The sequence below is a fragment of the Enterovibrio norvegicus genome (genome assembly GCF_002876705.1).
Taxonomy (GTDB): Bacteria; Pseudomonadota; Gammaproteobacteria; order Enterobacterales; family Vibrionaceae; genus Enterovibrio; species Enterovibrio norvegicus_B.
Map to the genome: position 1 here is coordinate 206395 of NZ_MDAG01000035.1, position 13963 is coordinate 220357.

The 13963-nt window shown below is 45.9% G+C and carries 12 protein-coding genes and 1 tRNA gene; 10 read left to right on the forward strand and 3 right to left on the reverse strand.

The window, feature by feature from the left end; all coding sequences use genetic code 11:
- Positions 1-39: 39 nt before the first annotated feature.
- Complete coding sequence (locus tag BCT27_RS17700) at positions 40-537, reverse strand: MgtC/SapB family protein (RefSeq protein WP_102316565.1); 498 nt, start codon at positions 535-537, stop codon at positions 40-42.
- A 294-nt stretch (positions 538-831) separates the two neighbouring features.
- Between BCT27_RS17700 and BCT27_RS17705 the strand changes: the two genes are divergently transcribed.
- A tRNA-Arg gene (locus BCT27_RS17705) sits at positions 832-908 on the forward strand.
- 92 nt (positions 909-1000) lie between these two features.
- Here BCT27_RS17705 and BCT27_RS17710 read toward each other — a convergent pair.
- The gene (locus BCT27_RS17710; protein WP_102316566.1) at positions 1001-1204 is read right to left on the reverse strand and encodes a hypothetical protein; all 204 of its coding nucleotides are present in this window, start codon (positions 1202-1204) and stop codon (positions 1001-1003) included.
- A gap of 695 nt (positions 1205-1899) precedes the next feature.
- Here BCT27_RS17710 and tig point away from each other — a divergent pair.
- The 9 genes from tig (at position 1900) to BCT27_RS17755 (ending at position 13241) form a co-directional block, all read left to right on the forward strand.
- Positions 1900-3201, forward strand: a complete 1302-nt coding sequence (gene tig / locus BCT27_RS17715) for a trigger factor (protein ID WP_102316567.1) — start codon at positions 1900-1902, stop codon at positions 3199-3201.
- Positions 3202-3308: 107 nt separating this feature from the next.
- Positions 3309-3932 (forward strand): ATP-dependent Clp endopeptidase proteolytic subunit ClpP, encoded by a 624-nt coding sequence (clpP, locus tag BCT27_RS17720; RefSeq protein ID WP_017008461.1) that lies wholly within the window; start codon positions 3309-3311, stop codon positions 3930-3932.
- A gap of 138 nt (positions 3933-4070) precedes the next feature.
- On the forward strand, positions 4071-5351 hold the full coding sequence (gene clpX, locus BCT27_RS17725; RefSeq protein WP_102316568.1) for an ATP-dependent protease ATP-binding subunit ClpX: 1281 nt from the start codon (positions 4071-4073) through the stop codon (positions 5349-5351).
- 159 nt (positions 5352-5510) lie between these two features.
- The gene (lon, locus tag BCT27_RS17730) at positions 5511-7883 is read left to right on the forward strand and encodes an endopeptidase La (RefSeq protein WP_017008463.1); all 2373 of its coding nucleotides are present in this window, start codon (positions 5511-5513) and stop codon (positions 7881-7883) included.
- 197 nt (positions 7884-8080) lie between these two features.
- A complete protein-coding gene (gene hupB / locus BCT27_RS17735; RefSeq protein WP_026024439.1) occupies positions 8081-8353 on the forward strand; it encodes a nucleoid-associated protein HU-beta in 273 nt (90 codons plus the stop codon).
- Positions 8354-8588: 235 nt separating this feature from the next.
- Positions 8589-10481, forward strand: coding sequence for a peptidylprolyl isomerase (gene ppiD / locus BCT27_RS17740; protein ID WP_102396364.1), 1893 nt, complete (start codon positions 8589-8591; stop codon positions 10479-10481).
- Positions 10482-10668: 187 nt separating this feature from the next.
- Complete coding sequence (locus BCT27_RS17745) at positions 10669-10968, forward strand: ComEA family DNA-binding protein (RefSeq protein ID WP_017017780.1); 300 nt, start codon at positions 10669-10671, stop codon at positions 10966-10968.
- A gap of 313 nt (positions 10969-11281) precedes the next feature.
- Positions 11282-11881, forward strand: coding sequence for a 5'-deoxynucleotidase (gene yfbR / locus BCT27_RS17750; protein WP_102316570.1), 600 nt, complete (start codon positions 11282-11284; stop codon positions 11879-11881).
- Positions 11871-13241 (forward strand): anti-phage deoxyguanosine triphosphatase, encoded by a 1371-nt coding sequence (locus BCT27_RS17755; protein WP_102396365.1) that lies wholly within the window; start codon positions 11871-11873, stop codon positions 13239-13241. Before yfbR ends, BCT27_RS17755 begins: the two co-directional genes overlap by 11 nt.
- Positions 13242-13291: 50 nt before the next feature.
- Here the strand turns inward: BCT27_RS17755 and BCT27_RS17760 are convergent, their stop codons facing one another.
- Positions 13292-13948, reverse strand: coding sequence for a tRNA-uridine aminocarboxypropyltransferase (locus BCT27_RS17760; protein ID WP_102396366.1), 657 nt, complete (start codon positions 13946-13948; stop codon positions 13292-13294).
- Positions 13949-13963 lie beyond the last annotated feature (15 nt).

The following is a 13963-nucleotide window of genomic DNA, read 5'->3' on the forward strand; positions in this document are numbered from 1 at the left end:
AAGAGATATTGATTGAATGGTTATGCAGGTAAGGTGCTTTTAATCTACGATTTCGGCATGTTTCGCCGTCTTTTTACGTTTCTCTTTCCAATGTTTATGCACGCCTTTTCGAAGTGCAGAAAATGTTGTTTCAACTTTATCTATTCCTACGAGAACGAAGAGCACGAAACCACAGAGAAGCAGTGCTTGGCGACCATAGTCAAATGCGATAATCATTCCCAATCCGGCCATTAACCAGACGACAGCCGCAGAAGTTACGCCTTGGATTTGACCATCTCTTGCCATCATCACGCCCGCTCCTAAAAAGCCAACGCCTGTTACGATTTGGCCCAATACCCTTGCGTGGTCAAGTGAGTTATCAGAAAGTGAAATGGCGAGACGCATAAACACATATGTGCCCAAAACGATGAGAATGGCTGTGCGTATTCCAACGGGCTTTCCTCTCAATTGGCGCTCAATACCCAAAAGCCAACCACAGGTGGCACACAACAAAACGCCTTCCCAGCTGAAAGGTGTGATGTCCCAAAACTCTGTCATGTTAAATGTTCCTGATTGTAGAAATAGAGGGGAGTTTATGGCGTATTCAAAAATCGCGGTATAAACAGGGCGAACTATCGGCTTGAAGAAAGAAAAGCTCAAGCGTTGTTGTGATAAAAAGTTTTTATAGAACCTGTGACGAATTCTTATCACCCTTGTTTTTAGGTTTTGTTTACGATCTATTGGCCATGTGACGCTTTATTCGCCGTTTGGTCATGAAGTCTAAGGAAAACCGTTGACGAGACGCTTTGTCTCCTTATAATCCCGCTTGCACTCGCACTTTGTGTGTGTGATGCGCCCTTAGCTCAGCCGGATAGAGCAACGACCTTCTAAGTCGTGGGTCACAGGTTCGAATCCTGTAGGGCGCGCCATCAAATTCAAAAAAGGCCAGAGATTTCAATCTCTGGCCTTTTTACGTGTTGACCCACCCTAAATTATCCTCGGTGTAGTTACCCAACAAAAATTATGTCGCTCCTGACTGAAACAGTTGCATGATCGCTTCCATTTCGTCAGTTGTTAGCAAGGGGCTGTCTTCAATAGAAGTACACGACATTTTTTTCATCCTCCCATTGTTAGAAAGGATTTCTTTCAGCATTACTTGTTCGTCTTGGTTTAATTGTATGACGAATTGTTCTAGTGATTGGTAGCTTTGATGATTCTCTTTCATCTGTGAATCCTATCTCTGTGCTAACCATCATGACCGAAAGAGTATGTATGATTATTGTTGGCTTCAGTTGCACGTAATATTCCCCAACTGCTCAATAGGATACGTCATTTTGTTCGCTATGGTTTGTCGAAAAAGTAACCTGTTTCACCACTTGTTATCGGGATCTGAATCACGTTAATGTCTAATAATGCAATCATAAATGTCTAATTATATTTGCGGCGAGGGTGAGGGCGTGAAAGTATTCCGCTAGATACTGTCTTCGGAACCTCGTTCTGTGGCATGTTTTGATTTTTGTTTAAGGCCTGCTTTTGCTGGGAACGTTTACTGCTAGGGTTGTAAGAGCTCTGTCAGCAATGTCATGCGACAAATCGTTAACATTTGGAGAAGGAAAATGTAAAAATCGCATCACTTTTTCTTCTCTCCCCCTTGAAAGTTCATTTCTAGTCCCAATCTCACAGAAACATCATGAATCATAGAGCCCGTCTCGACTCATAAGGTTGGTGTCGCTATAATGGCGCGTCTTAAAATCCAGCCTCTATGTAATAGGGCAAACAGATACTTCGCGTTTGAACGCTATGTATCCCGTTTCACAGGCGTTATGGCGAAAAAGTCGCTGTAACACGAAAGGATGCTACCGGAAAAATACCGGGCAACATCACTCAGTTACCTGAGTAAGTTTTGAGGTTATATATACAATGCAAGTTACCGTTGAAACCACAGAAGGCCTAGAGCGCCACCTGACTATCACTGTTCCAGCAGCAAACATCGAAGACGCTGTGACTGCAGAACTACGCAACATTGCTAAAAATCGTCGTTTCGATGGTTTCCGTAAAGGTAAAGTGCCTTTGAAGATGGTTTCGCGTATGTACGGCAAAGCAGTACGTAACGACGTGATGGGTGAAGTGATGCAGCGTCATTTCATCGAAGCGATCATCAAAGAAAAAGTAAACCCAGCGGGTGCACCAACATTTACACCAGTAGATGTTGAAGAAGGTAAAGACCTAGTATTCAAAGCATCTTTTGAAGTTTATCCAGAAATCGCACTTAAAGATCTAGACAAAGTTGAAGTGGTTAAGCCACAAGCTGATGTTAAAGATGAAGACGTTGCTGAAATGATCGAAACGCTTCGCAAGCAGCAAGCTTCTTGGTCTGACGTTGAAGCAGCAGCTGTTGCTGACAGCCGTGTAACGATCGATTTTACCGGTTCTATCGACGGTGAAGAATTCGAAGGCGGTAAAGCAGAAGGCTTCGCGCTAGCGATGGGCCAAAACCGTATGATCCCTGGTTTCGAAGACGGCATCGTGGGTAAAAAAGCAGGTGATGAATTCACTATCGAAGTGAACTTCCCTGAAGACTACCACGCAGAAAACCTGAAGGGTAAAGCGGCGAAATTCGATATCAAACTAAGCAAAGTTGAAGCACAAGCACTTCCAGAGCTGACTGATGAGTTCGTTGCACGTTTCGGTGTTGAAGAAGGCGGTGTTGACGGTCTTAAAGCCGAAGTGCGCAAGAACATGGAACGCGAACTGAAGCAAGCTGTTAAAAATCGCATCAAAGAGCAAGTCATTGACGGTCTTGTTGAGCAAAACGACATCGATGTACCTGCTGCACTTATCGATCAAGAAGTTGAAGTACTGCGTAAGCAAGCGGTTCAGCGTTTCGGTGGCAACATGGAAAACGCACCAGAACTTCCACGTGAATTGTTCGAAGAACAAGCGAAACGTCGCGTAGTTGTTGGCCTTCTGCTTGGTGAAGTGATCAAGTCTGAAGAGCTAAAAGCTGACGAAGAGCGCGTTAAAGCACTGATCGCAGAAATGGCTTCAGCTTACGAAGATCCATCAGAAGTTGTTGCTTACTATGAGCAAGACCAACGCTTGATGGAAAACATGCGTAACGTAGCACTTGAAGAACAAGCTATCGACGCATTGCTAGCTAAAGCACAAGTTTCTGAAAAAGAGCAAGCTTTCTCTGAGCTAATGAACCCAGCTCAAGCTTAAGTGCTAGAATTGTCGAGTGGACAATTGACTTAGAATTCACTCTTCTGATAACAATGGTCCGTATGAAGTTAATTCATCCGGGCCATTTATTTTAGGGAAATAACACTATGAGCTTTCAAGAAAAAAACGGAATGCCTTCAATCATGGATGCGCTGGTACCGATGGTGGTCGAACAAACCTCTCGTGGTGAACGTTCTTATGACATCTATTCCCGCCTGCTGAAAGAGCGTGTGATTTTTTTGACCGGTCAAGTTGAAGATCATATGGCGAATTTGGTGGTTGCACAGCTGCTGTTTCTCGAATCAGAAAATCCAGAAAAAGATATCTTCCTTTACATCAATTCACCTGGCGGTTCAGTGACTGCGGGTATGTCAATTTATGACACCATGCAATACATCAAGCCAGATGTAAGCACTGTATGTATGGGACAAGCTTGCTCAATGGGTGCGTTCCTGTTGGCGGGTGGTGCAAAAGGTAAGCGTTACTGCCTACCAAACTCTCGCGTAATGATTCACCAACCACTTGGCGGTTTCCAAGGCCAAGCATCAGATATTCAAATCCATGCACAAGAAATTCTGACCATCAAGCAAAAACTCAACACGCTGCTGGCTGAACACACTGGGCAACCATTAGAAGTGATTGAGCGCGATACTGATCGTGATAACTTCATGGCCGCGCAAGATGCAACGGATTATGGTCTGGTTGACGCAGTTCTAAATAAACGCGATTAATTTTTAATTCTGAGACAGTTAGAGTCGGTTGATACTGACTGTCTTGGAATAGAGTCTTTAACACTTCGGAAATTTCCGACGAGTTGATGTAGACTCAGATCATGGCAAACATGGGCAAATGCCTAAAGAGGTTAGCGAATGACAGACAAGCGAAAAGACGGTGGCAGCGGAAAGTTGCTGTACTGCTCTTTCTGCGGCAAAAGCCAGCATGAAGTACGCAAGTTAATTGCTGGGCCTTCTGTTTATATCTGCGATGAGTGTGTTGACCTATGTAACGACATCATTCGTGAAGAAATAAAAGAGGTCATGCCGAAGCGCGACAGTAACGAACTTCCAACTCCAATGGAAATTCGAGCGCACCTTGACGACTACGTAATTGGTCAAGACAAAGCCAAAAAAGTGCTTTCAGTAGCGGTATATAACCACTACAAGCGCCTGAGAAATGGCGACACCAATGCGGAAGGCGTTGAGCTTGGTAAAAGTAATATTCTGCTTATCGGTCCAACTGGTAGCGGCAAGACTCTGCTTGCAGAAACGCTGGCGCGTTTTCTTGATGTGCCATTCACTATGGCAGATGCAACCACGTTAACCGAAGCGGGTTATGTGGGTGAAGATGTCGAGAATATCATCCAGAAATTGCTTCAGAAGTGTGATTATGATGTAGCGAAGGCCGAGCGCGGTATCGTGTACATCGATGAGATCGATAAAATCTCTCGTAAATCGGACAACCCATCTATCACCCGTGATGTTTCGGGCGAAGGTGTTCAACAAGCATTGTTGAAATTGGTCGAAGGTACGATTGCTTCTGTTCCGCCACAAGGCGGTCGCAAACACCCACAACAAGAGTTTTTGCAGGTAGACACCTCTAAAATTCTCTTTATCTGTGGTGGTGCGTTTGCTGGCCTAGATAAAGTGGTTGATCAGCGTGTAGCGAAAGGGAGCGGCATTGGTTTCGGCGCAGAAGTGCGTTCGAAAGATCAAGAAGCAACCTTGAGCGACCTGTTCAGTAAAGTCGAACCGGAAGATCTTGTTAAATACGGTCTGATTCCTGAATTCATTGGTCGTCTTCCAGTGAGCGCCATTTTGGGTGAACTCGACGAAGATGCACTTGTTCAAATTCTTCGTGAGCCGAAGAACGCCCTGACCAAGCAGTATGCTGCTTTGTTGGAACTTGACGGTGTTGAGCTTGAATTCAGAGACGATGCGTTAACGGCTATCGCACACAAAGCAATGGACCGTAAAACCGGTGCTCGTGGTTTACGTTCAATTGTTGAGGCTGTGTTGCTGGATACGATGTACGATTTACCATCGAACAAAGATGTCACGAAAGTGGTTATCGATGAATCGGTGATAAAAGGTGAATCAGAACCACTACTGATTTATGAAGCAACAGAAAATCAGGCAGCGGGTGCGGAATAACACCTTCCTACCATAAGGTTAAATTGCGTATTTAACCAACAAATTATAAGAAAAAAGGGGGCAATCGCTCCCTTTTTTGTTTTCTGCTGCACATGCCGTTGAATACTGACATTCTATCCCCATATACTCTTTAATATCTAAAACGGAAGAGAGAACAATATGAACTTGGAGCGTTCCGAGCGCATTGAAATTCCGGTCCTGCCTTTGCGTGACGTGGTTGTTTATCCCCATATGGTTATTCCACTGTTTGTTGGAAGGGATAAATCGATCCGTTGCCTTGAAGCAGCGATGGACAACGATAAGCAGATTCTATTGGTTGCGCAGAAAGATGCCGCAACGGATGATCCTGCTATCGAAGACCTCTATGAAGTGGGTACTGTTGCCTCGATATTGCAGTTGCTGAAACTGCCTGACGGCACGGTAAAGGTACTTGTTGAGGGACTTCAACGCGCAGAAATCAAAAAATTCCGTGAAGATGACTTCTTCATTGCTGATGCTCAGTATATGCAAACGCCAGAAATGGATGAACGTGAGCAAGAAGTATTGGTTCGCACGGCAATCAGTCAGTTTGAAGGTTTTATCAAACTGAACAAAAAAATCCCACCAGAAGTTCTGACTTCGCTAAATGGTATTGATGAAGCTGCACGTCTTGCAGACACTATTGCTGCGCACATGCCGCTTAAGTTGCATGACAAACAGCAAGTATTAGAAATCATTGATATCGCTGACCGCCTCGAATTCCTGATGACCATGATGGAATCGGAAATTGATTTGCTACAGGTTGAGAAACGCATTCGCAGCCGTGTTAAGAAGCAAATGGAAAAGAGTCAGCGCGAGTATTACTTGAACGAACAAATGAAAGCCATCCAGAAAGAACTGGGTGAGCTGGATGATGCGCCTGATGAATTTGAAAGCCTGAAGCTGAAGATCGAAGAATCTAAAATGCCTCAGGAAGCCAAAGAGAAAACTGAGCAAGAACTTCAAAAGCTAAAAATGATGTCACCGATGTCAGCAGAAGCCACTGTGGTTCGTAGCTATATCGATTGGATGGTTAGTGTGCCATGGTCGAAGCGCTCGAAAGTGAAAAAAGATTTGGCAAAAGCTGAGGAAATCCTCAATTCGGACCACTACGGCCTTGAGCGCGTAAAAGAGCGTATTTTGGAATACCTCGCAGTACAAAACCGCGTGAACAAGCTTAAAGGCCCGATCCTTTGCCTTGTGGGTCCTCCTGGTGTGGGTAAAACATCATTGGGTCAGTCCATTGCAAAAGCAACAGGCCGTAAGTACACCCGCATGGCGCTAGGTGGCGTGCGTGACGAAGCGGAGATTCGCGGTCACCGTCGAACCTATATTGGTTCGCTACCGGGCAAACTTGTTCAGAAAATGGCAAAAGTTGGTGTGAAAAACCCGCTATTCCTACTCGATGAAATCGACAAGATGTCATCTGATATGCGTGGCGATCCATCATCAGCCTTGCTGGAAGTGCTTGATCCTGAGCAGAATAATGCGTTCAACGACCATTATCTTGAAGTGGATTACGACCTGTCCGATGTGATGTTTGTGGCGACGTCAAACTCCATGAACATTCCAGGTCCTTTGCTAGACCGCATGGAAGTGATTCGTCTTTCGGGTTACACCGAAGATGAAAAACTCAACATTGCAAAGCAACACTTGGTGGATAAGCAGGTTAAGCGCAATGGCTTGAAGCCAAGCGAAGTGACTATCGAAGATTCCGCAATCATCGGCATCATTCGTTATTACACGCGTGAAGCCGGTGTGCGTAGTCTTGAACGTGAAATTTCTAAATTATGCCGCAAGGCAGTAAAAGAAATTCTGCTGAACAAAGATTTGAAGTCTATTGCTATCAATCAAGGCAACCTCAAAGATTTTCTTGGTGTTCAACGATTTGATTTCGGTAAAGCGGATGAAAGCAACCGTATCGGTCAAGTGACTGGTCTGGCTTGGACGTCTGTGGGCGGCGACCTGCTGACCATTGAAACCGAATCTATGCCGGGCAAAGGCAAGCTGACTCAAACTGGTTCGCTTGGTGATGTGATGCAAGAGTCGATTCAAGCGGCAATGACGGTAGTTCGTACTCGCGCAGAAAAACTGGGTATCAATAACGACTTCTATGAGAAGCGTGATATTCACGTTCACGTTCCAGAGGGCGCGACACCAAAAGATGGCCCAAGTGCGGGTATAGCCATGTGTACAGCGCTGGTTTCTAGCTTGACAGGCAACCCTGTGCGAGCAGAAGTCGCGATGACGGGTGAAATTACCCTACGTGGTGAAGTATTACCTATCGGTGGCCTCAAAGAGAAGCTACTAGCAGCTCACCGTGGTGGTATCAAAACCGTGGTGATTCCGAAAGAGAACGAACGTGATCTCGAAGAGATCCCTGATAACGTGAAAGCAGACTTAGACATCCACGCAGTGCGATGGATCGATGAAGTTCTGACGTTAGCGTTACAGAACAACCCTCTCGGAATAGAGCTTGTCACGCCGAAAAAGAGTGACGTGCAGCAAAATTAAGCAACGTAAAGAGCTGACAGCCAGCAAAAGGCTTGTCAGCTTTTTTTTTGAGGGCTAACTTAATGGAAACGCTGCAAGCCCTTAATTCATAACAGCTACAGCGTTTTGATAGAAATATTTCAATAAATTAGATGGGTAAAAACACCCATCACCGCAAAAAATGGGATTTGTGGTTCGTTTGTAAAGGGGATGAAAAAGTGAACAAGTCGCAGTTAATTGATACAATTGCAGAAAATGCTGACCTGTCTAAAGCGTCAGCGGGTCGCGCTCTAGATGCACTGATCGATGCCATTTCTGATACACTGAAAGACGGCGATCAGGTAGCTCTTGTCGGTTTCGGTACGTTTTCTGTTCGTGATCGTTCAGCACGTACTGGTCGTAACCCTCAAACTGGCGCGGAAATCAACATTCCAGCTGCTAAAGTACCTGGCTTTAAAGCGGGTAAAGCTCTGAAAGACGCGGTTAACTAATCTATTTGTACCGTCTTGCTCTATGTCGCAGCATCTATAGTTTAAAGCTGTAAAGTCCGCGACATCAGCGTATAATCAGGCTCAGTCAGAGTGTAAAGGCGCATCTCATGATGCGCTTTTTTAGTTTTATACCTCAGCCACTTTCCAGTCGCTAGCATAGACATCAAACATACAGTGTGATGTTTTTAGGTATAACCAAAACGAACGTTTAAATTTGTAGGAGTGACGGCACGTTATGATGGAGCGACTACGCGAAGGCGTGAATAGCCTCGCGGTTAAGATCATCTTAAGCCTTATTATTTTTTCCTTTGTATTTGCAGGTGTCGGTAGCTACCTTTCGGGTGGTTCTGTAGCTCCTGCTGCAAAAGTGGGTGATCAAGAAATTAGCCGCAACCAATTTGAGCAGGCTTACCAAAATGAGCGTGCGCAGATGCAAGCTCAAGCCGGAGACTTCTTTGCAACCCTGCTTAGTGATCCTAATTACCTTGCACAATTCCGACGCAATGTACTTGACCGCATGGTTAACCAAGCATTGCTAGACCAGCAAGCGAATACGCTTGGGTTACGTGTTGGTGAAGGACAAATCAAGCAATCAATTCGCGAAATGCCAGCATTCCAAGGCACACTAGGTTCGTTTGATAACGACTTGTACCTTGAGGCACTTCGTCGTAATGGCCTAACGCCGGACCAGTTTGCGGAGTATGTACGTCAGGATTTGGTGCGTGACCAACTTGTGGGCGCACTTCAAAACAGTGAATTTGCCTTAGAAGGCGAATTAGAATCACTGTATAAGCTTGAAGGCCAAACTCGTACAGTGCGTACATTGTCGCTGCCTGTTGCCGATTTTGCTGCGAAAGCAGACGTCACTGCAGAGCAGAAACAAGATTTCTATCAACAAAATCCGTCTCAGTTTGTTCGTCCAGAGCAGTTCAAAATTTCATATGTTGAGCTTTCTGGCAACGGTATTGCTGATGTTGCAGAGGTGACCGAAGAAGAAGCGAAGGCTTACTACAACGCGAACTTGGCATCTTACGGCACTGCAGAGAAGCGTAAAGTTAGCCATATCATGATCCAAGGTGATGATGATGCTGCTAATGAAAAAGCAGAAGCGGTTCTTGCAGAACTCAATGCGGGTGCGGATTTTGCTGAATTGGCAAAAACTCGTTCTGATGACACATTCAGTGCAGAGCAGGGCGGTCAACTTGACTGGTTTGATGCTGGTGTGATGGATCCTGCGTTCGAAGAAGCGGCATTTGCGCTTGCGAACAAAAGTGATGTGTCAGGTGTGGTTAAATCAGATTTCGGTTTCCACATCATCAAGCTGGATGATGTGAAAGCGTCTGATTCAGAACCTTTTGAAGCAGTACGTGATGAAATTGTCGCGCAGCTTAAGCAACAGCATGCCGCTGAAACGTTTTTCGCACTGTCAAATGATCTTGCTGAGAAAGCGTTTGAAATGCCCGATAACCTTGATGACGCAGCCGACGCTGTGGATCGCAAGGTTCAACACACTGAGTTTGTTTCTCTGAGCGATTTGGAAGGCACACTGGCGAATGCCAATGTTCAACAAGCCTTACAACTTGCTGAAGTGCGTGAAGATGGTCTGAACTCTGACATCATTGAAATTGCGCCGGAGCACGTTGTTGTTGTTCGTGTTGAAGATGTTCGTCCAGAAATGGTTCTACCTTTTGGTGACGTTGAAACACAAGTGACTGAGTTGCTAAAACGCCAAAAAGGTGAAGAGGCCGCACAAGCACTAGCAACCACTTTGGTTGAAGAGCTGAACACGGGTAATGAAGCAGGTTTGAGCGCATCAGGTTACGCATTTAGTGACGCGGCTGATATTGGCCGTGTATCTCCAGAGCGTGATGTTGTTGAGTTAGCATTTACAATGCCGACACCAAATGCTGATTCGAGTGAATATGCTCAAACGCGCTCAATCAGTGGTGACGTGCTTGTTGTTGCTTTGGATGGTGTAATAGAGCCTGAAACTGCCGATATCAGCCTTGAGAGCCAAATGGCTGACCGCGTAGCACGTTCGCTGGCGAACACTGAACTTGCAGCAACCATCGAACAACTTAAAGACACAACTGACGTGGTTTATTCATTAGAAACCGCCGAGCAGTAATATCTAAAAAACTTATGCGCCAAGTAAAAGACTTGGAGCGAATTACGACTTCGTTGTAATTGATAAGTTACTTTGACGGGGCACCTTTGGTGCCCCGTCGTTTTTTCTACTTCTTAACATGCATTGATGAACACCGCTTATTACCCTGCCTTCTCTATTCACGGAAACCTAAGTAAAGGAATCATCAATGCTTAAGAAAATACTCACAACACTCACATTTGCGGTCGCGATGTTTGCTGCGCCAGTTGCACTCGCACAAGACAATCAAAGTAATGCGGGAGCAGATGCACCGTTTGAAGTGAACATCAATACTGCTGACGCGGATGAACTTGATAAGTATTTGGACGGTGTCGGGAAAAGTAAGGCGCAGGCTATCGTTGATTTTCGTGAAGAGTTCGGACAGTTTGAGTCGTTAGATTCACTGAAGAACGTCAAGGGCATTGGCGGTGGTATCATCGAAAAAAACAAAGATCGCATTGTGCTTTAAAGGGGTTTGGTACGCCGATACCAAACGAGGGGAGAACGATCTCCCCAATATCTCCCATCGCAATTTCACGTTTACACGCGTTTGCTTTTCAGATAATTCCTTCTCACGTAACAATATTACTCGTAACAACAACGCGGGTAATAACAACGCAGGTAGCAAGATCGTTTGATCGCTGTCTTTTGTCTGTTTTTGTTCGTTGCTAGACCGCCACGTCTTATTCATCCCACGGTTTTTTGTTTTAGAGACTTGAGAAAACAAGCCGACACTAACAGAATGGTGTCAGGATACTTCTTAGACCAAGGCCAAGGACGTTATGAGTCAGAAAACCAGTCACTTTTTTGCCCACCTCGCGAGAATGAAACTTATCTATCGCTGGCCTCTTATGCGCAATGTGTTCAACGAAAATATCTCCGAACATAGCCTTCAAGTTGCATTTGTTGCGCATGCTTTATCTCTGATTGAAAACAAGAAATTTGGCGGTAGTACAACGCCGGAACGTGTGGCTTTGCTGGCAATGTTTCATGATTGCAGCGAAGTGCTAACAGGCGATTTACCTACGCCGATTAAGTACTTTAATCCGGCCATTGCTGATGAGTACAAGAAGATAGAGCGTATTGCCGAAGACAAATTGGTTTCGATGCTGCCTGAAGAGTTCCGTGATGATTACCGCCCGTTAATTGACAGCGACAGCATTGACCAAGAGGAATACCGCATCGTGAAACAAGCGGATGCGATATGTGCCTACCTCAAGTGTTTGGAAGAGTTGTCAGCAGGTAATCACGAGTTTGAGCAAGCCAAGCGACGCTTAGAAAAAACGATGGAAGATCGCAGCACCGATGCGAGCGAGTATTTTATGTCAACGTTTGCCAGTAGCTTTACGTTGAGCCTTGATGAGATCAGTGATGAGCAATAATTTTTTCGCGGCACAAACGCTTTCACCATTGTGGGAAGAAAGGCTTGCGAGCGAGAACAAACAGCGCCGACATGACAAACGTACGGTGTTTCAACGGGACCGCGCACGTATTCTTCACTCTGCCGCGTTTCGTCGCTTACAGGCCAAGACACAAGTGCTCGGCGCCGAACACAGTGAGTTTTATCGCACGCGTCTAACGCACTCGCTTGAAGTGTCCCAAATAGGCACGGGTATTCTCGCTCAGCTCAAAGACAAACAGCCCGAGTTTCGGCCGCTGCTTCCTTCGACGAGCCTATTGGAAAGCCTCTGTCTCGCGCATGACATTGGCCATCCACCTTATGGGCACGGTGGCGAGATAGCCCTTAATTACCTCATGCGCAATGATGATGGGTTTGAAGGTAACGCACAGACGTTTCGTATTGTCAGTCTGTTAGAGCCGTATACGGAATCCGACGGGATGAACTTGGCAAGAAGAACGCTGTTGGGTTTGCTTAAATATCCCGCATTGCTTAGCGAGACGCGCCGTTTCTCCCTTCCGCCTGATGTGTCTGAGTTTCGTCATTTGAAAGCCTCGGATTGGCATCCTGCGAAAGGCTTATATCGTGATGATCTTGACCGGTTCAATTGGGTGTTAGCGGGCATGACAGAACAAGACGCTGCGCTATTTACGCGTCTAAAGCGCCAGCCCAATGACAATCACCATGGTAAAACCGAGTTCAAATCCCTTGATTGCTCGATCATGGAACTGGCCGATGACATTGCTTATGGCGTGCACGATCTTGAAGATGCAATCGTGATGGGCATTGTGCAGCGCGATCAATGGCAGGAGGCGGTAGCCAGCAAATTGGCTGAATGCGGAGACCCATGGTTAGAGGCAAACATTAGCCATTTGAGCGACCAAATGTTCGGGCCACATTACGAACGCAAAGATGCTATCGGTGCCTTGGTGAATACCTTGCTGACGTCTATAGCCATCGAACCATCGCTTCAAGATGGCGTGAACAGCTTTGATGACCCTATTCTGCAGTGGAACGCGCGTTTAACCGATGTCATGCATGGCGTGTTGGCGGTACTTAAAGCCTTTGTAAGCGAATACGTGGTGCAAAAGCCCGAGCTTCAAATCATTGAATACAAGGGACAACAACTCGTGATGGGACTGTTTGATGCCTTTGATGCGGATCCGAAGCGATTGCTGCCTGTACCTACACGTGAACGTTGGCTAAAAGACGTTGCGGACGGGAAAAGTGGTCGCCGAGTGATCGCCGACTACATTTCAGCAATGACCGACGGTTACGCTCAGCGACTGCATGCCACCATGTTCACGGCTGACAGCCAAGGGCCGATGTATCAAATCAGGTAAGCGATAACATTGAAAAGCGAAGAGGAGAATAACGTAAGGTTGCTTTCCTCTTATTCGTTTTCATTGTCGTTTTTACATCCATAATGCTGCTCATAGACCCCAGGCGGCATTTGGCTGATTTGAAACTCAATCATGCTGTCAAAGGCAGCCATCAAAGGGTGAAAGCGTGTTTGCTCACCCGTCATGGCAGATAGCGCATAGAAACCCGCTTCTACGGTCGACAGGCCGTTCTCTTTTGGCGACTTACGAATGCGATAGTTTCCCTGTTCGATCTCATCGAGTTTCACCGCTGGGAGGGCATGAAGGTTCTTGGAAAGCTGATACATCTTGTATGCTTTTCGCCATGTACCATCAAGTAAAATCAAACCTCGCTTGCGTCCGTCTTCCCCCGTGATTATCTCTGTGTTTTCTGATGATAAAGAGATCGCGTCATCGGACGGATAAAGCACGACGTAATCAACGCCCGATCGTGGATCTAATAACGTATTAAGTGCGTCGTTATCAGAAAAGTCCTCACCCACGAAAAGCCGACTGTTTGGCAAGGAGAGAGACAGTATGCGAGCGGTACCAATAGGTTGGTGCACTTCAGATGGATGCTGAAGAATAATCAAAGGGATATCGCAAGGTATCGTTGTGATGGTATGACAAATACAGGCGCGTTTGGCTTTCCCGCATTGTTCGCAATATCGGCTGGCTTTCTGGTTCATTCCCACGGTACGCTA